The following is a 25336-nucleotide window of genomic DNA, read 5'->3' as shown; positions in this document are numbered from 1 at the left end:
TAACCATTTAAATTAAAATTAACGTTTATGGGAAAGATAACTGAAGGAATTAATGGTCCTCATACAGGGAAGGCAGGCAATGTAATCAGCTATATGCTGAGGGGGCAAAATGTAACAAGAGTAATTGGCAGAAACTACAAGCCTTTTACTGAAGAGCAAAATAACAACTTGTTACAAATGTCGGTAGTTAACGAATTGTATGCTGCAGTTAGTTCATTTATAAATGTAGGTTTTGGACCTATATCCGAAGGAACGCCATGTTATCCACAAAATCTTTTTATCAAATACAACAAACCAGATGCACTTACAGGCTATATCCCCGATGTAACCGTAAACTTTGCCAAGCTACTTTTAAGTTATGGCAAATTGCCGAAGCCAGAAAATGCGAAAGTAGAAATGGTAAAAGAAGGGCTTAGGTTCTCATGGGATGCTAAAAATGAAGCCTCCTGGCCGAGACATAGAGATCAGGTCATGATGATGGCTTATTTCCCGGAAGAAAAAAAAGCTGTCTTTGAGACAAGCGGCGCAAAAAAGTCAAAGGGATTTGACATTCTGCCTTTAAAGGAGTACCATATGGCGAGGGTAATGGAATTGTATATTGCTTTTAATGCAGATGACCGCAAAGATGTATCCACCAGTTTATATTTGGGGAGAATTGAGCCTGCAAATGGCCTTGAACTCATAGTGCCGGCAGAACTGGAGAAAAAAGCAGCTGATGTTTCTGAGCAGGCGGTACGTGGCATTGCCCGTAACCTGAAAACTATGGGCTTATCTGCAGATAATATTGCAAAAGCAACTGGATTAACTGTTACGATTATAGAGACATTATAGCAGGCTAGCGAATGCTAATACTGTTGCCGGGTAAATCAATTTGCAACTTGAAATTACCATTTTGTCGCAAGTACCCTTAGGTTTTGTCGTATTGCACCTTTCTAATTTTTAACAGCGTTGTGTACTTTTACAATAATTAATTGATTACCAATACAAAAAATATTAGCTATGAAAGTAAATCCCTATTTAAATTTTGATGGAAATGCAGAAGAAGCTTTCCGGTTTTATCAGTCGGTTTTTGGCGGTGAGTTGTACCTCATGAAGATGAATGAAGCTCCGGGTACAGAAAATCTCACTGATGAAGAGAAAAACATGGCTATGCATGTTTCTTTAACTATAGGGGATGGACAGCACCTTATGGCGTCTGACTGTGTAAAATCTATGGGACACGTGCTGAATGTAGGTAACAACAATTATATTTCTGTGGCGCCAGACAGCAGAGAAGAAACTGCGCGCATTTTTAATGCGCTTTCTGCTGGAGGAAAGGTGGAAATGCCTTTAGACGATATGTTTTGGGGAGACTACTTTGCTTCTTTTAAAGACAAGTATGGTGTGTGCTGGATGCTGAATTACAATCCTAAAAATTAATAAACAACAATAGCCGCCTAGTGGGCAAAACAGCCATTTGTTTAATCAAAAAGAGGTGCGGGTTTATAACCTGCACCTCTTTAATGGAGAGTTATTTAAAGTGATTAGTAAGCTCCGATAAAACGATGTCCTGTGCCGTTTGCTAATTTAGCACCTTTGGTAAGTACACCAGTTTTCCAGTTGTACACAAATACATTTCCTGCTTCACTTACCGGAGTTAAAGGAACATACACGAAATCTCCCTGAACAGCAATGCTTTGGTGCTGGTCAAAATTCAGTCTTGCTTCATATTCCGTTGGGATTTTAGTTGCTGTTTTAGTATTCAAATCAATTAGAGCGAGGTATCCTCCTGTTTTATCAATGTCATACATCACAAAACCTTTGTTGTTTCCAAGGTATCTCCATGCCTTAATCCCCGCAATGCCATTTACACCCAAAGCCTGAGATAAGTTGAACAAGTAGGTATTGTCATAATCATTCGTGTTTTTATCAATACGAAGAATGTGCGGATAACCAGTAGTATTTACACCAGTAGCCTGGTATACATGGCCATCATCGCCAATATGTTGAACCATAGTCCTGTATCCGTTATTACCGTATTTACTTTGAGTAGACCAGATTACTTTTGGGTTTTTTAATGTTGGATAGTCAAGTACTATAGTAACAGTACCTGCAATATTCGCAGCATCACTGGGCCATGATACAACTCCAGAAGTAGTATTTTGAGTAGGCGTACCTGCTGGATTGACTTTTGAGATACTTCCACCAATGTATACTTTGTTCTTCGCCTGGTTAATGATCGGCACATCGATACGCGTGATTGAATAACCTTGCGCCAGTTGCTCTGGGGTAAAAGGAACATCAAATGAAGCTGTGTTTAAAATACTTGGATTATCAAGATTAAGGGATGCTACAGCTGCAGTAGATTTAATAGACCCAAAAGTTACTGCCGGAAATGTTCCGGTGTATGCCGTCTCTGTGGCAATACTTACACCAATACCCACACCTTCTGCAGATTTAACCCAACGAGGTGACGTACCTAAAATAATGGCGGTGTTCACTTCATTACCTACCCTAACATATTTGCCTTCTCCATCAACTCTGAACTTTTGAAAAATACCCCCATCAGCACCTGTATATTGGATGTCATATAAATATTTTCCATCTGCTGATGCTTGTACACGAGATGTACGGGGAGATTCAAGTTTCAATCCCTTGCCAACCGGAAAAATATCTAACTCATATGCTGGGTTAATGGCCTGATCATGACTAATAGCATAGGCTAACGTTCCACCATTACCATCGCCATCAGCTGTTTGTTTTAATGCTGCAGTAAGGGTGATCCATCGTGTATCGTTCTGAGGTTCTTCTGTTGTTGGCTCATTATCTTTGCTACAGCCCCCTAGTGTAATGGATGCAATCACCGCAGCAAAAACTGCAGCTCTTAACAATTGTCCTTTTTTCATATTTTATATTCTTATTGGTTATTAATTATTTGCTATTTAAAATTTGCCTATGGTATAATTCAGTTTAAAATAAACTCCTCTTCCAGGTTTTTGCACACCAAAATTATCGTACAGGGCTGAGTTGAATACATTCTTTGCATCAAGACTGGCGATTAACCTGCCCGACGGAAAACGATGGCTAACTCCCAAATCATGCGCAAATTGAGCTGGCGTAAGGCTTCCTTCGGAAGGATGCCAGGCAATATCATACGCACCAACATATCCGCCACTATAATAAAGGTTAGTGATAGATTTCTTTTGCAAGATATTATCAAAACGATACTGTAAATTGGCATTGATGGTAAAAAAAGGCTCGTTGGGTATTTGTAAATTATGCCGTTCATCAGGTTTGCCATTCCCATCATATTTGCGCTTATATAGTGCATTAAACTTCGAAAAGTTAAATACGGCGTTCAACTTGTTGTTAAATACATAGATAACCTCTGCTTCTAGCCCCCTGGACTGCTCATCAATATTAACAAAGGCAGTTGCTCTTATATCTAAATCGCTGTCTGTCTGAATACTATCAACTGTTTGCCGGGTAATTCTATCGTATCTATTTCGCCAAAATATGTTACTATAAAATGAGAGCTTATGTTTATTAAACTCCAAGCTTCCCCATCTGAAACCAATATTATAATTGATACTATGTTCAGGCTTCAGGCTTAAATTGCGCAAAGTATTGGACTCTGGGCTTCCGAACATTTGCTCTTCTGTAGGCATAACGTATCCGTTATTCATAGAGGCAATCAGAAAAAGTTTCGGTTTTATATTGTAAGATATGGTAGCTCCGTAACCAATATTATCATTAAAAGTTCGATTTGTTACTGGATTAATGGTATAAGAACCATCTGTCTTAATAACAGGCTCTGGATCAATTTGATTGGTGGTATTTGCTGTATACTTTATGAAGGCGTTACTACGCAGTTTATCTCCAAAAATTTGTGATTCGTAATTGGCAGTCACAATATTTTTTATGATCTGCGATAAAATCATAAAATCTTTATTTACTGGTAATAACAGGTTTGTATCATCTCTATCCAACATTTCAAATTTATGATCCAGAGAAACTCTATGACCTGAAACAATGGTATAGGATAAATTTGCGCGCGAGTTTGTTATTTTTCTGTTCACTTGGGTTATTTCTGGAGCTCCTTGTTGAGCAGCATTCCTGGGATACTTTAGAACAATTGGAGGATTACCATTTTCAATCATATAATCGGTATGTAGAATTATAGGATTACCATCCCAATTATATTGAGTGGTGACTGTATCCTGCACATAAGTATCACGGTTACTCCTTACGGCATTAATATTTAAAGCTAAACCATCAACAAATAGGTTTTTTTTGCTGTAGTTTAAGCCCACTACTTGAGCCTGGTATTCTGTAAAACGTCCTACATAAGGCAATGCAGTTGTGGTACCATGCGGTATTTCCTTATAGGCATCTGAGACATTATAACCTATAAAAAACTGGTCTGCCCATTTTACATCGGTAAATCCTAACTCGAAACGCCCTCCGATGGATTTAAAAGTATCATTAAATCTTCTTGCTTTAAAATCCCGGATTAATTTCCCATTCCTATCCGTATACTTGGAAAATTTGCCCCACATTTCATAGCTGTTGTCAGAATAGGTATAGAATCCCGATCCTCTAAATGATAACCCGGTTTTTTTATCCCTCATAATTAGACTGGCATCGGCATTATAGGTATTAAAAGACCCATAAGACATGGCCACTGTCACGTTATTGTGGGAGGCATCTTTTTTTAAAACTACGTTGATAGCTCCTCCGACGTAATCTCCGCTTAAATGGGATGGCAATACGCCTTTATAAACTTCAATTCGCTCAATCATCGCCGGAGGGATGTTATTGAGGTTAAAAGATGAACCATAAGTTGAGGCTTCTATCCCATCGATAAAGATGCCTACAGTACTACCAGACATCCCATTTAAATTATAGTCTACGTTCGACCCTACCCCGCCATTCTGTCTCACACGCACGCCTACCGTTCTATCCAGTAATTCGTTGGTCGTTAGATTCCTTAATGAGGCCTCTTTTGTTTCTATAACAGCGACCGCAAAGCCGGAAGTTTCCATTTGCTTTTTGACTGTTTTACCTGCTATAGTTACCTGATCCAGCGCTTTATCATCAGAATTTTTTACACTAATGTTCATTACTCTGGCAACTCTTTCTATTTTGACCTTTACATTTTTTTGCTGGGTTTCTATAGAACTCACCACAAGTGTATACTCACCAGGCTGCAACGACTTCAGCTCGTATTTCCCATTATCATCCGTCATGGTACCTCTGCTAAGTTCTTTCAGCAAGACACTAGCACCAGAAACCGGTTTCCCATGTTCATCAGTTACCTTTCCCGAAAGGGTTCCTGTTTGGGCTTTAACGGAAATTGTAATGAAGGACAATAAAATTAAGAGTAGAGTTTTATGCATACACTTTGTAACTTTTTAGTATCTTGCCTTAGAATTGATCTTAATAGCAATAACTTTGCGCAAAGATATAAGCACATAATGACGCAATCGGGAGAACAATTAACGCAATCGGGAGAAATTCAAGAAGAAATGGAGAATGTATTCTCTCTTCATAAAGCTATGGCAATCAGTCGTTCTATAAACATTGAAGACAGAAATATGGTTGAAGTAAATCTTGATTATCCCGCCGATCAGTCCTTTGCTAACTTCCAAATGATTTTCGTGTTAAAGGGGAAAATTAAGTTTATTGAAAGGGGTGGTTCCTTCAATTATGGGCAAATTGAAAGTCAGCAACACAACCTTTGTTGCATCTTGCCTAAATCTACCCGGATGATTTTAAGTGAGCCCGATGATGAAATTATTTGCATCAATTTGAACCGTTCATTTCTTCAACGGTATTTGCCCGCTGCGCATCCTATATGGACACCCTTAGACGAAAAACAACTCGCTAAGTCCTCCTTTATGCTCTCTGCCAAAAACCTTCACCTTACACCCGAGATTAGTGCTATTTTGCAGCGGCTTGGTGCTTCTGCAAATGGTGGTTTTTGCGAACAATTGATTCTTGAATCTAAAGTAATTGAACTCCTTGCTTTACAAATAGCGCAATTTGAGCAACTTCAGTATAATGAAGTGCCCTCATTATTAGGCAGGGAGGAAATGGAGCGAATGCAGCAAGTCCGGGAAATCCTGCTTTCGCATACCGGGGAACAATTGTCACTGAAAGCGCTTGCACATCTTGTTGGCACCAATGAGTTTAATTTAAAGCGCGACTTTAAAATAGCCTTTGGCAACACGGTTTATGGCTACCTAAACCAACATAAAATGGAACGGTCCAGAACGATGCTGATTGAAGAGAACATCACGATCTCTGAACTGGCTACAAAAATGGGTTATAAATATGCTACGCATTTCACTAATGCCTTTAAAAAGTATTATGGCTACCTGCCGAATAAAATTAAATCAACCAAATTATCTTTATTGATATTTATTGAACATTTTAGCGCGCTTTTTGAAAATCTGGAGCTTATTTTTGGCCTTTAACCTCTTTATATTCAATCGAAATAATTATTTTAGCCTTATAAATAGCTTGCTAAACGATGAAAAAAGTAACAGGAATTGGCGGGATTTTCTTCAAGTGTATGGATCCTGAAAAAATGAGAGCATGGTATAAAAAGCATCTCGGTTTTGATACAAATGCCTATGGGACAAAGTTTGACTGGCAACCGAAACCGGAGACTGCAAAAGGAGGCTATACGCTATGGAGTCCATTTGCAGAACACACAACCTATTTTGAGCCTTCTTCAAAGGACTTTATGATCAATTACACAGTAGAAAACATTGACGCTCTTGTGGAAGAACTTAAAAAAGAAGGGGTAACTGTACTGGATAATGTAGAAACCTATGATTACGGGAAGTTTGTTCACATCCTTGATCTAGAAGGCAATAAGATTGAGCTATTTGAAGCTAATGATTAGAACCGTCGCTGGAATATTTGTGTGCCTATAGCCTTGGTTTTTAATGCGCTCCTGCATGAATCATTTTTGAAAATACAGAAAATTTACATGTGATTAGTTAAAGCGGAATTAGTAGCTTTAAACCATGCTACAAAACCTACCTGTATATCTCACCATCGTTTTCATACTCACTACTGCGCTGTCTGTGGTATTGGTTTTGTTATTGATCAACACGGCTTCAAAACCAATCGACAATCAAGTAAAAATCCGAATTGTTAGTACCATCATAATTTGGCTGACCATTCAAGCAGTATTAAGCTACACTGGTTTATATAGAGACTTTCCAGCTGCCATACCACCAAAAATTGTACTCTTCGGCATTGCTCCTGCAATCTTGGCAATCATTATGATATTTTCAACACGCAGCGGCAAGTTGTTTATTGAACGACTGTCCATGCAAATGCTCAGTTACGTGCATCTGATAAGGATTCCAGTAGAACTGGTACTTTATGGCTTGTTTTTAAACGGGGCAGTTCCTGAACTCATGACATTTGAGGGGCGTAACCTTGATATACTGGCTGGCCTGACTGCCCCTTTAGTCGGATTTTTTGGGATTGGGAAAAGTAAGATGGGTAAAGTTCCCCTTTTAGCCTGGAACTTCATTTGTCTTGGCCTGTTGATTAACATTGTAGTAAATGCAATTCTTTCAGCGCCATCACCTTTCCAGCAATTTGCACATGAGCAACCCAATGTTGCTATCCTCAACTTCCCATTCAGCTGGCTCCCTGGCTTTATCGTTCCTTTAGTACTTTTTGCTCATCTGGCCGCAATTAAAAAGCTGATTAAACGATGATTTTGTGTTATTTAGTACAGATTAACATGTTGCTAAATGGATTAAAGTGCCCGGAGGATATGACTATGATTTGGATTTTGCCGATAATCGTAGGATTTGCAAGTATAAGCGGAAAGTATCTTGTTTTCGTCAGACGATCCCATACCCTAAACTAAGGCGGACAGAAACCCAAAACGGGTGAATGGAGTAAAAGATTTTTATTTTCGCTTCTTTAGGTACTTATTCGTAGATATGGTATTTTGCGAAGGCCTCCAGCTTTTCTTTGGGCGAATATTTGGTGTCATACAAATCGCAATAGCTGATATTGCCCTGGAACTCGTTACTGTAATAAAACTTGTCTTTACCTAGAATTTTATAACGGAGCGTAGTTTTATAATTGCCTGTGAGCATAGGTGTGATAAAATAGGCTTTACTACCAGCTGGTATCTTTTTTAAGATATAACTGTTACCGCACCAGCTAAAGTGGAGGTACTGAACGGAGCGCCAGTTATTTTTGCCGATACGGGCTTCTAAAACACCTATAAAACTATGATCCTGCATTTGCAATGCAATTTCCTGACTGGTATTGTTGACCATATAAATTAGCTGGTGTTTTATATTATTGTTTTTATGGGCGGCATCAGCACGGTCTGCATTGTTGATTCGCTGTGTTTCTATTTCAACTTGCTTTTGCGCAGGGGATAATTTTTTCCAGTACGGGATAGTAAGGGCAAATATACTAGTATCGACTTTTTGAACTTGTGATCTATAGTACTTTTCTGAGAATGATATAAAGTTTAGCGGTTTTAGTTCCGGTCCGGTGATGATGTTGAATTCACTTTTTTTAGTACGGATATGCGGAATTTCTCCATTTTCACCTGCTTCACTTATGGAACGACTGATGGTGCTTTGGCAATTATGATCAACAAGGTTAGTTTTTTGTGCAGATACAGTAACCGCTTCCAATATCAGCATCAGTATCGCAAACATCGTTCTTACTATGGTTTTCATCGTTTTTAAGTTATACTGTGATGATGCAACATGGTTAATTATTCCATAATAATAGTGGAAATTGATGTTTAAATATGATTTAATGCCAGTTTAACGTGCGCCAAATGATGGCTAAGGTGCCATGCCGACATGGCTATAGCCTGCTTTTGATTGATGTCAAACGCTCTTACTGGATGATAGTAAGATAACGCCAGTTCTCGTTCTGATAAAGACCTGATGAGATAAATATATCTTTTGGTGATGCCTTCCAGCATGAGCAATGAATCTTCAACAGGGGCATTCAGTCCGTCCTTTGTATTGGCCCAACCATCTATATCAACCAGTGTGACTTCAGTATAATCAGCCTCAGTGATTGCCCTTTTCATTCGGAAAAAATGGAGCATTTGTATATCCGCCACATGATGAATTAGCTGTTTTACATTCCATCCTCCTGGCCGATATGTTTTCGATAAATTATCTTCAGTAAAGAATTCAGAAAGCCTTTTATAGGCGACCGGCGCACGCTCAATCTCTTCTATAAGTACTTTCAGTTCATTTGAACTGTATTCATCCTTTTTAAAAAATGGCCCTATCGGGAATTTAAGGTGGTTTAAGTCTGTAGTGTTTTCCATGTTTTAAAGCTAAGATTTTTCAAGTGCGAAGTAGATAAATTCGTATACCAGAAAAGGAGAAGCTTTTTCATGAAAGATCATCCGGTTTGAAACCGATTCTTTTTCTCGGTGGATTTGGTTGCTCTTTCTTTTCCAAAAGTTCGTCCAGGTATCGAAATACGATTTCCATATTCTTATCCTGATTCTCAAGCTTGCTTTAATTCTTTCTACTTCTAAGCGCAAGTCTGTATTATCTGCCAACATCTGGCGCACATGTGTAAAAATGCGAATAATTTGAATATTCATCTGGATAGCTCTTTTACTATTCAGGATACTAGAGAGCATAGCAACCCCCTGCTCCGTAAAAACCATAGGTGCATATTTGATATTGCGCCCCTGTTTCAAGGTGCCAATTTGGCTCCTTGAAAACTGATATTCATCAGGACTCAACTCAAACATAAAGTCTTCTGGAAAACGATCTATATTGCGCTTAACTTGTCTCTTAAGCTGCTTAGTTTCCACTTCATAAAGCGCAGCAAGATCGGCATCCAACATTACTTTATGGCCGCGGAGATAATAAATCTGCTTCATTATGATCTCGTCAGGGATAATCAGCAATTGAGTTTCTTCACCCATATTATATGTTTAATAAAAATAGTAGCATCCGAGTTAGCAGCTAAAATACCAAAAACATTTAAATACAGTTTAATTTTTATTTAAGCCAAACACATTAATTCTAAAAAGTTAATTATAGCATTTATAGTTTTATCTCTTTTCAGGTATGATATTATACTTTTTACCCAGTCCGTGATAAATCTTCAGCATTTTATTCCATATCGCATCTGAAATAGCGAGCATTCCCTGATCTGAGGGATGCATGGCGACACCTTTATTTTTGAATTGGCCAAGCGCCATATTTTTAGGTTCTTCTGACAATTTACTCAGGTTGAGAAATTCAGCACCTTTTAAATCGCTGACAGCAGCAATTGCTTTGGTTACCGCGGGCCTATCCCAAAATGATGCGGCATTTAAAATGATGGCCTTTGGGCTCTTAGCCCTGATGTAATCTATCAACTTACCATAATGGTATACGAAATTATTCTCCTCAACCTTTAGCGGATCTATATTTTCACTGATCCGCAACACCACCAGATTGGGCTTTAAATTTAACAGGCTATCTAATGCGGATAGATTATAATTCCAATAATTTCGTTCATAATCCGCAATATTCTTAAAATCCAAATGTATGTCTTCGCCAACTTTCTGCAACCGATGCGTAATCAGGTGCACAAAATCTTTATCCTGCGCAGATGCGGCCATTCCCCAATTGCCGTACCAGCCTATTTCGGCTTTTGGACCATGAATAGTCATACTGTTTCCTAAAATTAATACCCTTTTAGGCAGTTCCTTTTGCTCTGAAGAATTGAAACCGGACTGGACGTGAAAATCAAAACTATTGTTACCTTCTGTAAGATTTATCTGCTTTCCTATCCATATCAACACGCCAGTTAAACCTTTAGGCAAATCAACAACGAACTTCGCGCTTTTTTCGTCGTCACGTTGGATAGAGACCTTGATTTCTCCTTTTGGGGACGGCATTCTTCCGGTAACATTTAACAATTCTCCAGGTTCAGGTTTGATGAGAACGGTTTCGAATCCTGGTGATGACGGAGTTATTCCACATATGGTAGCCAGGAAATCATAATTGGGGCTTGCACTCCAGGCATGGCAATCTGAGCGACTGGGATCCGGGCTTTCAGCAAAGGTGGTTAATCCTGCCTTGAGCATATCCCGCCAGGGTGTTAACTCACTGTAATATAGCTTGCCCAGGTTAGCAGTTTTTAGCGCTTGGGTTAAGTAAAAGCGATAATAGAAAGTGGCTTTTGCAAGGCCCTCATCTTTAAGCACTTTAACCATCACTTCCCCGGCTTCAGAATTTGAAACTGCACCTGCCAGTACCGCCATGATGTTGACATGCTGGCTGAATGATTTTTTTTCTGGCGTATCGCTAAACAGGCCTTTAGATACACTAAAGCAATTGTTTCTGGTACCGGCATTAAGCTGATCTGCTGACTTTATACAAGCTGCGGCTTTATCCTCCAAGCCAAAGTGCTGATACAATTCTGCAGCCTGTTTTAAGGTATACACATATTGTAAAGTAATAATGGCTGAGTTCCCGTTTGTAGCCCCTGAAGGTACACCCATATCAGAAAAGCCATTACTCCAGTCTGTAAAGTTCCACCAATTCATTGGTCCAAGCATTCCTTTTCCCGCATCTATTCGTTCTTTGTACCAATTTAAGATCCCATCAACGGCAATAATGTATCGCTTTAAAAACTGATCATCCTTACGGTGCATCATAAAATCATGCAACATGGAAACCCAATACAATGAAAATGGTGGAATAACCTGCAGACGGTTACTCGGGTACCTTCCCTGCGTAAGTCCTTCGGGCACCCTTGAATTGTAAAAATCATTAATGGCTTTTCGCATCAACCGGTCATCCCCACTTACACATAAAGAAATTAAAGCCTGAATTCTGGTGTCTCCTACATATTGTAATTGTTCATAATAAGGACAATCGTAATAGGTCTCTCCTGCACATAAACGTGCGGTTCTCCAGCCTACATCCCAGATTTCTTTTAATGAGGCATCATTGCTTGTAAAGGAAGCTTTTTCGACAAAAGGATAGCCGGTATACATACCATAAAAGTCGTTTATGATCAAGGCTTGAGCCTTTGTGGTGATTTCTAACTGCACATATCGGTAGGTACGCTGCCATAATGGCCTGAACAATCTTTTGGAGAGGCCATCAGGTTCGAAAATATCAAAGTTCCCGATGATTTCCTTGCCTTCAATTTCGTTGCGATCTCCTTTTAAACCATTTTTAAATAGCGCTTCGGCATACGTTAAGGTAATTTTAGCTCCCTTACCTCCGCTTACCAGAAGCTCTGGATATGCTAATGTATTTACCGACTGATCAATCAATATACTGATCTTTTTATTGGCCGGGATGGTTAATGATTTTTTACCCTCTAAAAAAATATCGTCAACTGTAATTCCATTGGCACGTCTAACCCTTGCAAAACGCTGCATGGTTTCCTGCATCAAGGGGATATTTCTTGGCACCATTGTCCAGCGGTTATCTGTTCCAAAACCCAGGGGTTCAGGGAAAGCAACTTTCTCCGCTTTTAGCCATGTGGCATCATCAAAGTATGACTGTTCCCAATTCCAGGGATAATCTTTAGCCTTCACATGATCGCCAGGGCCTATGACCATATATGTTTTTAGGCGCTGTCCATTATCCATTGAACATGGGCTATACGCTTTATTGGCATAAACTTTCCAGGTATTATTGGTATTGATCAATTGCTCGGCAACGCCATCTCCCTGTACAACAAATGCGGTTTGATTGGAGATCTGCGAAACGCTAGCGTGTTCGCCCATGTTCCAAACCAATGCTGCGAGCGTATTGCCCCCCTCTTTTAGAAAGGGCGCCAGATCAATTGTTTCATAGTACCAATTGTATAGATCACCTCTTGCCGGCCCATAACATACGGGTTTTCCATTGACAAAAAAGCGGTACCTGTTATCTGCACTGAGGTGTACGATGAATTTTGCAGGCTTAGTAGCTAACTGGATTTGTTTCCTGAAATGGTAGACACCGTATGCCCGCTGTGGCACATTTGGGCAAGTAACCCATTGTGCCGTCCATTTTTGCTTAAGCAAAGCTTCATTTACTGGAATTTCCTGGGCAATGGCTGCTGTAGTCCATACAAGCGTAAACGCAAAAAGCATCAATAACCTGAAACAAGTTTTTGGTAGCCGCAGCCTTATGCTATACTGGTTTTTCATGTTATTTCTTTCTGAATTTTGCTGCCCAGCCCCCACCGGGCGCTAAATGAACTTTAATTTTTTGACTTTGGGTAACCTGCAGTATTTCTTTTTTGTAATCGATTGCTGCATGGTCTGCATTTACCCTCTTTAAAAATTTCGGCTTCAAAATTTCCTTCTCCTAAAAAAGACAGGTCAATGGTCATATCACGCGCCGTCCAGTTGTTTAAAGCACCAGCATACCAACTGTTTCCCTTTCTTCGGGCAAGGGCTGCATAGTTGCCCACGCTTCCATCAAGTGCTATCGTTTCATCAAAAGTAGTGGGTATAGCAGTGATGAAGTCGGTGCATTCAGCTTCCCTTCGGTAACTGGTGGGGTTATCGGCCAGCATTTCAAATGGTGCTTCAAAAACAACATACATAGCCAACTGCTGGCACCGGGTGCCCTGGCTCATGGGCGTGCTGTAGGAAGGAAAAAAATCTTTTTGCACTGCGTTGCGCATTGCCCCCGGGGTATAATCTAACGCACCAGCCAACATCCTGATAAAAGGTATGGTTACTGCCAGCTCGGGAAAATTCATCTTTGTCGGGAATTTTACCATTTCTAAACCATATACACCTTCGTAGTTCAGCACATTTGGATAAGTGCGCATCAGGCCGGTAGGTTTACAGGATCCGTGAAAATCAATCATCAGCTGATGTGCTGCTGCTTTTTTTGCCGCCCTATAATAAAATTGCATCATAGGCTGATCGTCACGGTTGATGAAATCAATTTTAAAACCTTTTACACCCATCTTCGCATATGCCTCAAAAGCTTCATCCATCTTTTCATTAATGGGGTACATTCCGGCCCAAAGCCAGATGCCTACGTTCTTTTTGTTACCATAAGCGATAATCTCCTGCAGGTTAATTTCGGGAACAATTTTCATAATGTCTCCTTTTTCTGCCCAGCCTTCATCCAGCAATACATATTCAATGTGTTTTTCGGCAGCGAAATCAATATAATGTTTGTAGGTCTCCGTGTTAATTCCGGCTTTAAAATCAACGCCGCTGATGTTCCAGTCGTTCCACCAATCCCAGGCCACCTTACCGGGTTTAATCCAGCTTGTATTTGCAATGCGCGATGAATCTGCCAGTTTAAAAACAAGGTCGTTATTTAATAATTGATGGTCGGCAGTACTTACGGCCATTAAACGCCAGGGGAAAAAGCGTGTTCCTGAAGTTTTAGCAATAAAATCTCCCCGCTTGGTCACCTTTTCCTGTGTCATGTTGTAGCCGCCATGTCTGGTGAGAAGAGGAAAAGTTGAAAAATCTGAAAGCAGGTTGGTACCATTATTTTTGAGGTACATGCCCGGATAGTCTTCTAAATTGGCTTCGGTAATCACCGCCTTTATCCCTCCCTGATAGCTAATCATCAATGGCAAATAGGCCAAAGAATCTTTCGCCATTGCAGAAATGGGAATGTTGCGGTACATATTTTCATAAGAGTGCTCATAAGGATCATTTTTGGAAGACAGCACATACGGGATAAATGCTTGCTGATCTCCGGGAAAATTGAAAGCAGACAATTCTGATGTAATGGTTAGAGAGTCTTTGCGGCTTGTGAAAAACCGGTAAGCAACACCATCATTGTAGGCCCGAAATACCAAGCCATAACCACCTTTTAATTTCAGGGTTAATTGTTTGTATTGATTTTCAACCTTGTTCTTTTTATAGAATGTAGTTGTAATTACCGAATTTGAGGCTTCTGTTTTGGCACTGACCACACTTGCATTATGCCCCAAAACTTCAGCTGTTTGAAGCCGGACATTAATTTCGGAAGGGCTGATTAATACTGTACTGCCATGATTAACAGACCAGGTAATGTTTTGCCCTACCTTAACTTTTATATTAATTTTAGCATCGGGAGAGGCAAGGGCAAAGCTTTTTACTTTTTGAGCTATTGCCTGATAGACGGGAAAAATTAAGATTAAAGAACTTATTAATAAGGCTTTAAATGACCTATATTTCATATTAAAGTTTTAAAAGGCCGGCTTTCGCCGGCCTTATGAGCAATTATTTCCTTAGTTATATCCTAAATTTTGAACATATAAGCCTGGTTTAATATCCATTTGTACTTGCGGTACCGGATAGAGGATCCAGTTGGCTACTACAGGTCTAATTTGATCCAATTCATCATCAGCTGTAATCCAATCGTTCATGGTTGTGATTAATGTGCCGCTACGTTGCAAGTCAAACCAGCGGCTTCCCTCGCCAGAGAATTCACGTCTTCTTTCCGCATATAGCTGTTGCAAGGTAACATTGGTCATTGAAGAAGCATTTACCCTTAACCTAACAATGTTTACAATGTCATCTACCTGTTTCTGGGTTCCTGGTGCTCCTTGTAAAATACACTCTGCTTTCAGCATCAACACATCGGTGTATCTAATGGCGATGAAATTAATACCCCAATCGGCAGGGGATACTGTGGGTACCCTTGTAATGTCCATATACTTTTTTAAGAAAGGACGGTTACCGGGAACACCCAAGGGGGACATAAACAGCACATAATTTAATGAGCGCCTTAAGTCTGTACTTTCATGAGAGTTGTAGAGGCTGTTGGATGTTGGCCGGCCACTACCCCCGTATTGTGCAGCTTTTCCAAGTACACCGGTAAAATAGCCATCCGGAACAGGCAGCGACACGAAGGAGGCGCCCAGAATAGGATTCAGTCCTGAAAGATACATGACATCGAATATGGCTTCTTTATTTGCCGCCGGACTTTGATTGGTATAAGAGAATATATTTGCATAGTTGGTATTGGGCTCAAAAAGCCCGCTTCCGATGACATCATTAAGCAAAGGTAAAGCCAACGCCCATTCATTTAATCCTAAACCGGGACCATCAATGCCGTAAGTTGGGCCAGATCTGGTCATGTAAACCAATGCCAGCAAGCTTTCCGCAGCATATTTTGTGGCCCGGCCCACATTAGTAGTGGCATAGCTGGGGGGTAAATTTAAAATTGCAAACTGCAGATCTTCTATAATTACCTTATACACATCGCTTACCGGGCTTCGTGGAACGTTTGTAGCTTCCAGCGGACTAATGATAGAGGTAACAACAGGAACCTTACCGAAATAACGAACCAGATCAAAGTAAAAGAAAGCCCTTAAAAAGCGTGCTTCAGCCCTCAACCTGTCTCTTAACAGCGCAGATGAAATCACCTCTCCTCTTAGATCAAGTTGCTGTAAAAGTGTATTTGCCCTAAAAATTCCGTTAAAATTTTCATTCCAGGCATTACTTACATATATACTACTGACCACATCTATTCTGAACGCATTAATGGGATCATACAATTGCGTTCCGAGAACAGATATGGCATATAAATTATCTGATCGCGTCTCCGAAAGGTTCATTAAGCGATCTGGGTATGTTCTTAATTCATTATAGACCGCATTTGAGGCCTGAATAAAATCTTCCTGGGTCTGGTAAAATGTTTCTGTTGTACCTGTTGAAATTGGGGTTATAGTCAATTGCTTTTTACAAGAGCAGAATACGCTGAGCAATAGAATTGGTAAAAATATCTTTTTCATATTTTTATAGTTTTTTAAAATGAAACATTTAGACCAAACGTTAACGTTTTAGGTAGTGGTAAACCGCCATAATCTCCAGATTGAGGATAATTTCCATTTCCACTCACATCGGTATTGGCTGATTCAGGATTTGCACCTCCATAATATTTATCACGACCAAAATAATTTTCGGCCGAAAAGAACAGGCGGGCTGTAGAGATATTTTTAAGATTTACCAACTGCTTTAAATTATAACCCAGGGTAATGCTTCTGACCCTGAAATAATCTGATGAATACAGCCAGTCAGAGTTTACAATATGACCAAAGTTGGAAAAAGCCTTACTTCTAACCCCATCTCCCGGATCTTCGGGAGAACGCCATCTGTTGCGGTAATCTCCACTCATATTAAAGCCATAACCTATGCCTGTTTTAGAAATTGCCCTACCCAGAAGGGAGTAAATAGATCCTCCATTCTGACCCTGTACCAATACTTTAAGATCAAATCCTTTAAAGCTAAAGGTATTTGTAATACCCCAGGTGAAATCGGGATTGGGATGTCCCATAATTTGCCTGTCATTGGCATTGATGACTCCATTTCCATCAAAATCTTCATATTTTGGATCGCCTACAGTCTGTGTGCCATAAACGGCCACTTTGTTATTCATATCTTCCTGAGTTAGCATCCCTATTTGCTTTACAATGAAGATGCTATTGAGCGGCTCCCCTACTTTTAAGATGGTATTGGGAATATCTGTATAAACAGAAGGCAGCAGGATTTGTGATTGACCATCTGCTAATGCCACCACTTTGTTTGCCGTAAAGCTACCCTGAAAATTGGTGGTCCATTTAAATTTACCGGTAAGGTTTCGGGTAGAAAGTTCCAGTTCATAGCCTTTATTTCTAACCGATCCGGCATTTCCTAAATAAGTTTGAAAACCTGTTGCAGCGAGTGTAGGAACATTTAGCAACAAATCTGTTGTTAAACGATTGTAGTAGTCAAATGAGCCGGTGAGTCGGTTTTTAAAAAAACCAAAGTCAAGGCCTATACCTTTTGTGGCCGATTTTTCCCAGCGCAGATCTGGATTTGCCACCCTGTTAGGTGCCTGTCCTCCTGCTAAGGCCTGCGTTGAGCCAAATACATAATTATAAATTCCAGTAGTAGATATCGAGCCGAAGTCTCCAATTGTATTGTTGCCCGTTACGCCTAACGATGCCCGGAGCTTAAGGTCACTTACGATATTAAGTTTTTTTATGAACTGCTCATCAGACAGACGCCAGCCTGCAGAAACTGCGGGAAATACCCCGTATTTATTATTTCTACCAAACTTGGATGAGCCATCGGTGCGGATACTGGCACTAAGTAAATACTTGCCTTTAAAGCTGTATTGTGCTCTTGTAAAATAGGAAAGCAAAATGCTTTTTGACACTCCGGTTTGGAGCCTTACCCCCGCCGCGTAATTTAAGGTTTGTATGGTACTGCTGGTATAACCGCCAACTGACGACACTGTTGTATTGTCACTGTAAAAGTTGTTATAAGATTGCCCAAGCAAGAAATTCAGATTGTGGTCTTTATGAATTACTGTCGAGTAATTTAAGGTATTCTCATTAACGAATGACTGGTAATTGAGCGTTAAATTTGAGCCAGTGGTATTAAGGGTAGTTTGAGAATTACGCACACTTAATAAGCCCGCTACGGTATAAGGTGTATATCTGTTAATGTCACTTTGAGAATTATCTATATTGACCGAAGTTTTAAAAGTAAAGTTTTTTAAAATATTGTAGATGCCATATACGGAAGCGATGGTTCTATATCGCTTAGTTTGCCCAACCTGGTTTAATGCTTTTGCAACAGGACTGGTTAATGTTTGCGCATAATTATAAGCGGCATTTTTAAAGGCATTGGCATTTAAACCTACAGTATCTTCCTGTACTGGTGGCATACTCAAAGCCTGGTGAAAGATAACGTCTTTACCCTCTACACCGGGATCTTGCGAAATTGAGTAACTTGGCGACAAATTTACACCCACCTTTAATTTCTGGTTAAGGTTTACTTCTACATTCGTTCTTGCCGAAAACAGGTTGCTCCTTGTAGCCAACACTACGCCCTCCTGGTCTATGTTGTTTACGGACACAAAATAATTTACATTATTTGTACCTCCACTTGCAGATACCTGGTGATTGCGGCCCAGTCCTGTTCTAAAGATCTCGTCCTGCCAATCAATAAATTGTAATCCGGGGTGGCCGGGAAGGGCCCATCGGCGATCTAACATATAGTTTACATTTCTGCCTCCAATGTTAGCAATCCTTTTAGCTTCATCATCACTTGCTAATGCACCTTTGGATTTATAGGTATTCACATATGCGGTATTAATCATCTCTGTTGCTCTATCTATCCATTCCTCAGCATTCAGCATGTCTAATTTCCGATTTACATCACTAAGACCAAAAGAGCTGGAGAACTGGATTTTAGCCCTACCAACCTGTCCTCGTTTTGTAGTAATCATTACCACGCCATTAGAGCCCCTGGAACCGTAAATTGCAGCTGCAGCTGCATCTTTTAAGACTTCTATAGATTCTATATCATCTGGATTAATATTATCCAGCGCATTGCCACCTGAGAAACCACCAGATACATCGGCCATGGACTGCCCTAACGGGAATCCGTCCAGCACGTACAAAGGTTCCGTATTGGCGGTAATTGATCCGGATCCTCTAACCTGGATGCTAAATCCTTTTCCTGGAAGACCTGTAGTCTGTTTTACATTTACACCCGCTAATTGGCCTACTAATGCCTGATCTACCCTTGTTAAACCACGCTCTTCTATTGACTTGGCATTTAATGAAGATATAGGAGCAGTGAGGTCTGAACGTTTTTGTGTTCCATAACCTATAACCAGTACTTCTGAAAGCCTCTTATTACTTTCTATGAGGGTAACTTTAAGAGGTTGTCCGTTTACTTTTACTTCCTGACTATCATAGCCAACGAGAGAGAAAACAAGCGCAGCTTGATTATTAGGCACATTAATGGAAAAGAAACCCGAATTATTGGTAATAACCACCGTTTTTGTGCCTTTAACAGTGACGGTAACGCCGGGCAAGCCCAAACCTTTTTCATCCACAACGTTACCTTTTACAGGATCGGCGATACGATCTCTTTTTACTGCGGGTAATTTACTAAGCACTACTGTTCTTTCACCTTCATTGATGGTATAGGCAAGTCCATTATTGGTGAAACATTGCTTAAAGACAGACTCCATACTCGCATTTTTTACAGCAATGGTAATTGGTTTAGCGGCATTCAGCAGTTCTGAATTGCAGATAAAATTGTAGCCAGTTGCCTTTTGCAATCTAATTACAAATTCTTTTAAAGGAAGGTTTTCTGCTTTTATACTAACAGTTTGGGCCATGCTGGATGCATGTACATGAACCACCAGCGCCGTTAGCAAAATGAATGTAATCTTCATCATTAGCAGAATCTTAAATACAACACAGGACCTATCACCTCCATATATTGAAGTAAATATTTTATACATTTGTTCGTTAGGTTTAAATAAAAATTAGTTCGTTAACTGGTATAAATCTGCCTAATCCGGTTTTTAAAGGCCGGGAGTCAGGGGATGGCTTCAACATCCTCTGACTTGATTTAGACAGTGTTATTGCACAATTTTATGGCATAACAATGATCCTCCTTCCATCGACTTTAAAGTGGATTGTATTTGTTTGTTCTAAGTTTTTAAGCAAGTTTTCCAAACCTTTATCCTGAGGGAAGACCCCCCAGAACCTCTTATCTTTTACATCGCCCTGAAACTCGACTTCTACATTGTATCTTCTGCCAACTTTGCGCATAATATCTTCTATCCTATCGTCGCTAAAGCTAAACAGACCGTCTTTCCATGCTAACGCTTCATTTATGTTGGCTGGCTCTATACGAAGCGGTTTGGAGGGTATATTGACTGCAGTTTGACCTGGTCTGATTTTAGCCGACACATTTCCTTTATCTACTTTTACGGATCCCTGCACCAGGGTGGTGCTCGTTTTTTCATCTTCTGGATAGGCTTCTATATTGAAATGTGTACCTAACACTTCTACAACCTGGTCTTTTGATTTTACCTTAAATGGTTGTTTAGCCTGGTGGGCGACCTGAAAATAACCTTCTCCGCTGAGCTCGACCAGTCGCTCTTTAGCCTCAAAAATAACAGGGTATTTTAAGGAGGAATTTGAGTTGAGCCATACTTCAGTACCATCGGGCAATGTAACCTGATATTTTTTACCCATTGGTACTGTGAGTATATTGTAGGCTATATTTGAAACTTTATTGGATGCACTTGGGGCAACATGATAAGTTAAAGTCTTATTTTTTTCGGTAACTACTGCACTTCCCTGACGGATGGAGGTACCTTTGCTTACAGATTCCAAATTAACCTGACTACCATCTGAAAGGGTAAGCATGATCTGGTTACTTTTTATGGGAAATTTAACCTGCTGCCTGACCTGCAATTTTTGAGGATCTGCGGCTTTAGGATTCAGAAAGTAAAAAACGGAGCCGATTGCGATAAGCACTGCTGCTGCAGCAGCCATTTTTGAAAGATATGGCCATAGTTTACTTCGGGGACGATCATCTTTATGTTCATAATTTATTTTCTGAAGCATTTGGTGAAGAGCAGTCTCGGTATCATAAGCATTCATGTCCGCAATCTCTTTGCTCCACAAATTCTTGTCGAGTAGTTTCTCCAAAAGGGTATTATTCTTTGGATTTGCGCTGAGCCATTCATTCAGTTCTGCTTGTTCCGCAACAGTTAATTCACCGTTGATCATCTTGATCACAAGCTTAGTGACATGGAATGGGTCAAATTTATTTTTTTGAGCCATGATTTATATTTGGGTTACGTTTAGCATAGAAACAGAATACTGCTACTGAATCTCTAAAGGATTTAAAAATTTATTTTCATCTTTTTTTTCTACTAAAGATCAAGTAACAAATGGTTTGGCTACAAGATCTTTTTTTCTTAATTTAGGCATACCAAATATAAACACCATGCTAATTGACTGTTTTAGCTATGAATGATGAACCATCGGGATACGAAAATGAGGCCTATTTATTGTCGCAATTAAAAAGCGGCAACCAACAAGCTTTTAGTTATATTTTTAAGCAATTCTACCCTGCCCTGTGCTTTTTTTGCAACAGGTTAATTGCCAATAATGCCGCTGCGGAAGAAATTGTACAGGACACTTTATATAAGGTATGGGAGAAAAATGAGGATTTTAAATCTTTGATCTCCATTAAGGCTTTTCTTTATATCAGCACTCGAAATGCTTCTATGAATTTTATTGACAAGGAGCGGCGCAAATTGAAAAAGGAAACGGAGTTGTTTGAGATGACTGAGGATATGGAAGAACCTGTCATCAGGGATATTATTTACACGGAGGTTTTAAATGAGATAAGAACTGAAATTAATAACCTACCTGAGCAGTGCGGCAAAATCATTAAGATGTTGTACGAAGAGGAAATGAAGCCCCAGGAAATAGCAGACGAGCTGAATATTAAGGTGAGTACGGTTTATAACCAGAAAATGAGGGGAATTTCAATTCTTAAAACCAGACTTTCGGGCGCCACCTTTGATTTATTAATGTTATATCTGATCGTTAACAGCTAAAGAATATAGACGAATCCTATCAATTGTGTTTTGACAGGATTCGTCTACGGATACTATCACTTTTTAAATTTCTTTAAAAAATCTGCTATGTATACTGCTTGTGCATCAATTACCCCTGGGATAAAATGGGCATGATCTGCATACCTGTCATCACCTAGTTTTAGGGTAAAGCTATATAGATCAATGATGGGAACTTTATGTTTTTTGAATACCTGATCGGCTATTGCATTGTATTGGTCTACATCTTTTTCATAGCGGTCAAATGCTTTGCTCTTGGCGGCATGTATGGCATCTATTACTCCTGTACTCCTTACCCAAACTACAGGAATTTTCTTTTTGGAGAGCAGTTTATATATTGCTTCCAGATTTTGACGGTAGTTTATTGAATCGATAGCGATTTCTTTTGTAACTGGGTTTCGCTTGATGTCATGCATTCCGCAATTTAACAACAATACATCAGGCTGAAAATTAGGGTCTTTTTCCCTGGTTAGCAGGTAATCTAATACCATTTTTGAATTCCCGCCATTTGCATCAATGGGCAAATCCAGGTTTTGCAGTGCTTTTTCCTGCGATCCCTTTCTATCAATGGTATATATTCCTTTGAGGTATTTTTCCAGATAAACCCCATATTGTAAGGAGATGCTATCTCCCAAAATAAATAACTTTAAGGGCTTTCCATCCTGAAAGGCGGAAACTGAAATGAACAGGGCAAAAAGCAATGCGTATGCTTGTAATTTCTTCATTTTGGTGATGAGTTATTTATTTTCCTAAATCCTTTACACTTAAATCATCTAACAGGATCTGGCCCTGGGAAGACAGAAAGCTGAATTTAAAATCTGTAATTGGCTGTTTGGTATTGGTAAATCCTGCTTCATCAAACTCTTTGGTCTTGCCCACCCAAAGATCCCATCGGTCTGCGGCTACAGTCTGCTCAGATCCATCTGGGGCGGTATAAGTCTGTGTTTTTCCTGACCTGTTCACAAACCATTGAATTTCCTGCTCGCCCGTGTACTTATTGGGTCCATCTTGTGCCTGATTGGTATTGCGGATGATGAACCCTTTGGGCAACAGTTTAAACAATAACCTAACTGTATTTTTTGAAACGCTATCTGGTAAAGCATCATAACTAAATCCGCTGCCTAATGCTAAAAATGCGGTAGCATCTCCCTCGGCGGATATGTCTATTTTAAATGTAAAGGAAAGAAATTGTGAAGGAATAGCCAAGGGAGTATTTCTAACCAGGTATGGGCGGCCACCTGGTCCAATTTTACTTAATCTAAGTTTCCCGTTCACAATATTAACCTTCCCCTCACCATCGGCTTCTGCAATATTAAACTGATGGGCACCTGGAGACTTTTTCTTTACGTAGTCTTTAAGTACGGTAGATTGGTTAAAGTCTTGTACAAATACCTGTGCTTTGATTTGGGTATATAGGGCAAGGCAAAAAAGTGTGATAATGATTTTTTTCATGATTATATCTGGTTAAATTATTTATTGATGGTAACTGATTTTGAATTTAGTTGTTGTACTCCCCCTTCTATATTTGAAGCCGAAGAAATGATGATATCCTTTGAATCTTTTAAGACAATGGCGTATTTTAATGGGTTTAATGTTTTATTTTTCAAACCGTTTAAAGCCATTTCTTCTACATCATCACAGACCATGACTGGGCGCAGGTCATTACCGGTCAGTTTAATCTGCACATTGTTAAAACTGATGTTTTTGACATGTCTGATGTAAAAACCTGTTGCTGGTAATTTTCTTTCGAACATTCTTGTACCGGGGTAATGATTCGAATTTTCGGGCACAACGAGTGATGTATCTTTTGCTGCCCCGCCTCCTTTATGTTCTATGAAAATATCCCTGAAATTGATGTCGTGGATGTAATTGGCTGGAAAGCCTGTGATTGTTGTTGGAGAAATTCCAGAATTTTTTATGGTGATCTGGCTAAAATGGATGCCTTGAATGGAGCCTGCTTTTCCATTTGCTGTTACTGATGTTTTGCGTAAACGATTCCCCAGCTTAATGAAGATGGGGTTTTCTAAGCTATCTATACTGATGTTAGAGATGTTTACATCTTTTATTACTGCGCCATCTGTACTGGCCAAATCTATTCCGGTAAGGCCAGATTTCTGCTTAAATGGATGTTTCATATTGGTTGCCAGTGATTGGCGAATTACGGTATTTGAGAACTGTACGGACTCAAATCCGCCCGTGCTACCGGTACCAAATTTAAATGCGCTGGCATGGGTAGCTAAAATACAATTGGTAACGACCACATTCTTTACGCCGCGATCACCTTCTGATTTAAAACATAATGCATCATCATCCGCATCAATGATACAGTTGGCAACGATTACGTTATGACAATCGTCAATGTCCATTCCATCGTTATTTAAATTGGCATGGTTAAATACGGTTACTCCAGTAATGCGCAAAAAATCGCAGTTTACATACCGTTGCATCCACATGGCACTGTGTTGCATTTTGACACCACTGATGGTTACGTTTTTACAACTTTCTATTAACAGGCCATAAGGGCGCATGGTGTTTACATTGTCTTTGGAATCAAAAAGGGGATCTTCGCCATTGCCATCTATGGTACCTTCGCCGGTAATGCTAATGTTTTCTGCCTGAGATGCAAAAATTAACGCACGGCCAGACTGGCCTGCACTGGTATGCAATTTATATTTAATTGGAATGGAGGGGTAAACTGCTTTACTGGCTATACCTTTTAATACCGCATTTTTATTTAATTGTAAGGTGACGTTATTTTTTAGCTGTATAGTACCCGTCATAAAAAGTCCTGCCGGAACAATTACAGTTCCTCCTTCCACAGTTGCTCTATCGATTGCTTTTTGGATGGCGGATGTATTATCTGTATTGCCGGGTTTTGCGCCATGCTCAGTAATAAGGTATTGCTGGGCCCATGTATTTACGGTGCTGGCCAGCAGCAAAAACACAATGAGACAGGTTCTGGTAGGTTGTTTCAT

General features: G+C 39.8%; 18 protein-coding genes and 1 pseudogene. 6 read left to right on the top strand and 13 right to left on the bottom strand.

Features of this window, described 5'->3' with window-relative positions:
• Nucleotides 1-27: 27 nt before the first annotated feature.
• Both LPB86_RS04555 and LPB86_RS04550 read left to right on the top strand, forming a co-directional pair.
• A complete protein-coding gene (locus LPB86_RS04555; RefSeq protein ID WP_230641406.1) occupies nucleotides 28-831 on the top strand; it encodes a DUF6266 family protein in 804 nt (267 codons plus the stop codon).
• Between the two features lie 168 nt (nucleotides 832-999).
• Complete coding sequence (locus LPB86_RS04550; RefSeq protein ID WP_230641405.1) at nucleotides 1000-1419, top strand: VOC family protein; 420 nt, start codon at nucleotides 1000-1002, stop codon at nucleotides 1417-1419.
• Nucleotides 1420-1523: 104 nt separating this feature from the next.
• Here the strand turns inward: LPB86_RS04550 and LPB86_RS04545 are convergent, their stop codons facing one another.
• Nucleotides 1524-2885, bottom strand: coding sequence for a hypothetical protein (locus LPB86_RS04545; protein ID WP_230641403.1), 1362 nt, complete (start codon nucleotides 2883-2885; stop codon nucleotides 1524-1526).
• A 36-nt stretch (nucleotides 2886-2921) separates the two neighbouring features.
• The gene (locus LPB86_RS04540) at nucleotides 2922-5378 is read right to left on the bottom strand and encodes a carboxypeptidase-like regulatory domain-containing protein (protein ID WP_230641400.1); all 2457 of its coding nucleotides are present in this window, start codon (nucleotides 5376-5378) and stop codon (nucleotides 2922-2924) included.
• A gap of 78 nt (nucleotides 5379-5456) precedes the next feature.
• Here LPB86_RS04540 and LPB86_RS04535 point away from each other — a divergent pair, with 78 nt between their 5' ends.
• The 3 genes from LPB86_RS04535 to LPB86_RS04525 all read left to right on the top strand — a co-directional run bounded on the left by LPB86_RS04535 (nucleotide 5457) and on the right by LPB86_RS04525 (nucleotide 7724).
• Nucleotides 5457-6458 (top strand): AraC family transcriptional regulator, encoded by a 1002-nt coding sequence (locus LPB86_RS04535; protein WP_230641392.1) that lies wholly within the window; start codon nucleotides 5457-5459, stop codon nucleotides 6456-6458.
• A gap of 56 nt (nucleotides 6459-6514) precedes the next feature.
• Complete coding sequence (locus LPB86_RS04530) at nucleotides 6515-6892, top strand: VOC family protein (RefSeq protein WP_230641390.1); 378 nt, start codon at nucleotides 6515-6517, stop codon at nucleotides 6890-6892.
• Between the two features lie 124 nt (nucleotides 6893-7016).
• Nucleotides 7017-7724 (top strand): hypothetical protein, encoded by a 708-nt coding sequence (locus LPB86_RS04525; protein ID WP_230641386.1) that lies wholly within the window; start codon nucleotides 7017-7019, stop codon nucleotides 7722-7724.
• A gap of 219 nt (nucleotides 7725-7943) precedes the next feature.
• Here the strand turns inward: LPB86_RS04525 and LPB86_RS04520 are convergent, their stop codons facing one another.
• The 8 genes and pseudogenes from LPB86_RS04520 to LPB86_RS04485 all read right to left on the bottom strand — a co-directional run bounded on the left by LPB86_RS04520 (nucleotide 7944) and on the right by LPB86_RS04485 (nucleotide 21558).
• A complete protein-coding gene (locus LPB86_RS04520) occupies nucleotides 7944-8714 on the bottom strand; it encodes a hypothetical protein (RefSeq protein ID WP_230641384.1) in 771 nt (256 codons plus the stop codon).
• Between the two features lie 68 nt (nucleotides 8715-8782).
• Nucleotides 8783-9325 (bottom strand): DinB family protein, encoded by a 543-nt coding sequence (locus LPB86_RS04515; protein ID WP_230641382.1) that lies wholly within the window; start codon nucleotides 9323-9325, stop codon nucleotides 8783-8785.
• Between the two features lie 9 nt (nucleotides 9326-9334).
• On the bottom strand, nucleotides 9335-9940 hold the full coding sequence (locus LPB86_RS04510; RefSeq protein ID WP_230641379.1) for an ORF6N domain-containing protein: 606 nt from the start codon (nucleotides 9938-9940) through the stop codon (nucleotides 9335-9337).
• Nucleotides 9941-10069: 129 nt separating this feature from the next.
• Nucleotides 10070-13159: an alpha-L-rhamnosidase C-terminal domain-containing protein gene (locus tag LPB86_RS04505; RefSeq protein ID WP_230641378.1), complete on the bottom strand. Its 3090-nt coding sequence runs from the start codon at nucleotides 13157-13159 to the stop codon at nucleotides 10070-10072.
• A gap of 1 nt (nucleotide 13160) precedes the next feature.
• Nucleotides 13161-15150: pseudogene (locus LPB86_RS04500) on the bottom strand (glycoside hydrolase family 97 protein).
• 51 nt (nucleotides 15151-15201) lie between these two features.
• A complete protein-coding gene (locus LPB86_RS04495) occupies nucleotides 15202-16710 on the bottom strand; it encodes a RagB/SusD family nutrient uptake outer membrane protein (protein WP_230641374.1) in 1509 nt (502 codons plus the stop codon).
• 14 nt (nucleotides 16711-16724) lie between these two features.
• Nucleotides 16725-20156: a TonB-dependent receptor gene (locus tag LPB86_RS04490; protein WP_230641372.1), complete on the bottom strand. Its 3432-nt coding sequence runs from the start codon at nucleotides 20154-20156 to the stop codon at nucleotides 16725-16727.
• Between the two features lie 199 nt (nucleotides 20157-20355).
• The gene (locus LPB86_RS04485; protein ID WP_230641370.1) at nucleotides 20356-21558 is read right to left on the bottom strand and encodes a FecR family protein; all 1203 of its coding nucleotides are present in this window, start codon (nucleotides 21556-21558) and stop codon (nucleotides 20356-20358) included.
• A 188-nt stretch (nucleotides 21559-21746) separates the two neighbouring features.
• Here LPB86_RS04485 and LPB86_RS04480 point away from each other — a divergent pair, with 188 nt between their 5' ends.
• A complete protein-coding gene (locus LPB86_RS04480; RefSeq protein ID WP_230641368.1) occupies nucleotides 21747-22343 on the top strand; it encodes an RNA polymerase sigma factor in 597 nt (198 codons plus the stop codon).
• 56 nt (nucleotides 22344-22399) lie between these two features.
• On the opposite strand, the gene LPB86_RS04475 is transcribed toward LPB86_RS04480, so the two are convergent.
• From LPB86_RS04475 to LPB86_RS04465, 3 genes are read right to left on the bottom strand one after another with little or no spacing between them, the layout of a single operon-like run.
• Complete coding sequence (locus LPB86_RS04475; RefSeq protein ID WP_230641366.1) at nucleotides 22400-23086, bottom strand: SGNH/GDSL hydrolase family protein; 687 nt, start codon at nucleotides 23084-23086, stop codon at nucleotides 22400-22402.
• Between the two features lie 16 nt (nucleotides 23087-23102).
• The gene (locus LPB86_RS04470; RefSeq protein ID WP_230641364.1) at nucleotides 23103-23813 is read right to left on the bottom strand and encodes a hypothetical protein; all 711 of its coding nucleotides are present in this window, start codon (nucleotides 23811-23813) and stop codon (nucleotides 23103-23105) included.
• 17 nt (nucleotides 23814-23830) lie between these two features.
• Entirely contained in the window at nucleotides 23831-25336 is a 1506-nt protein-coding gene (locus LPB86_RS04465) for a glycoside hydrolase family 28 protein (protein ID WP_230641362.1), read from the bottom strand.

The organism is Pedobacter sp. MC2016-14 (genome assembly GCF_020991475.1).
GTDB lineage: Bacteria > Bacteroidota > Bacteroidia > Sphingobacteriales > Sphingobacteriaceae > Pedobacter.
Note: the sequence above shows the minus strand (reverse complement) of the source record. Positions and strands in the feature narration are given on the sequence as shown.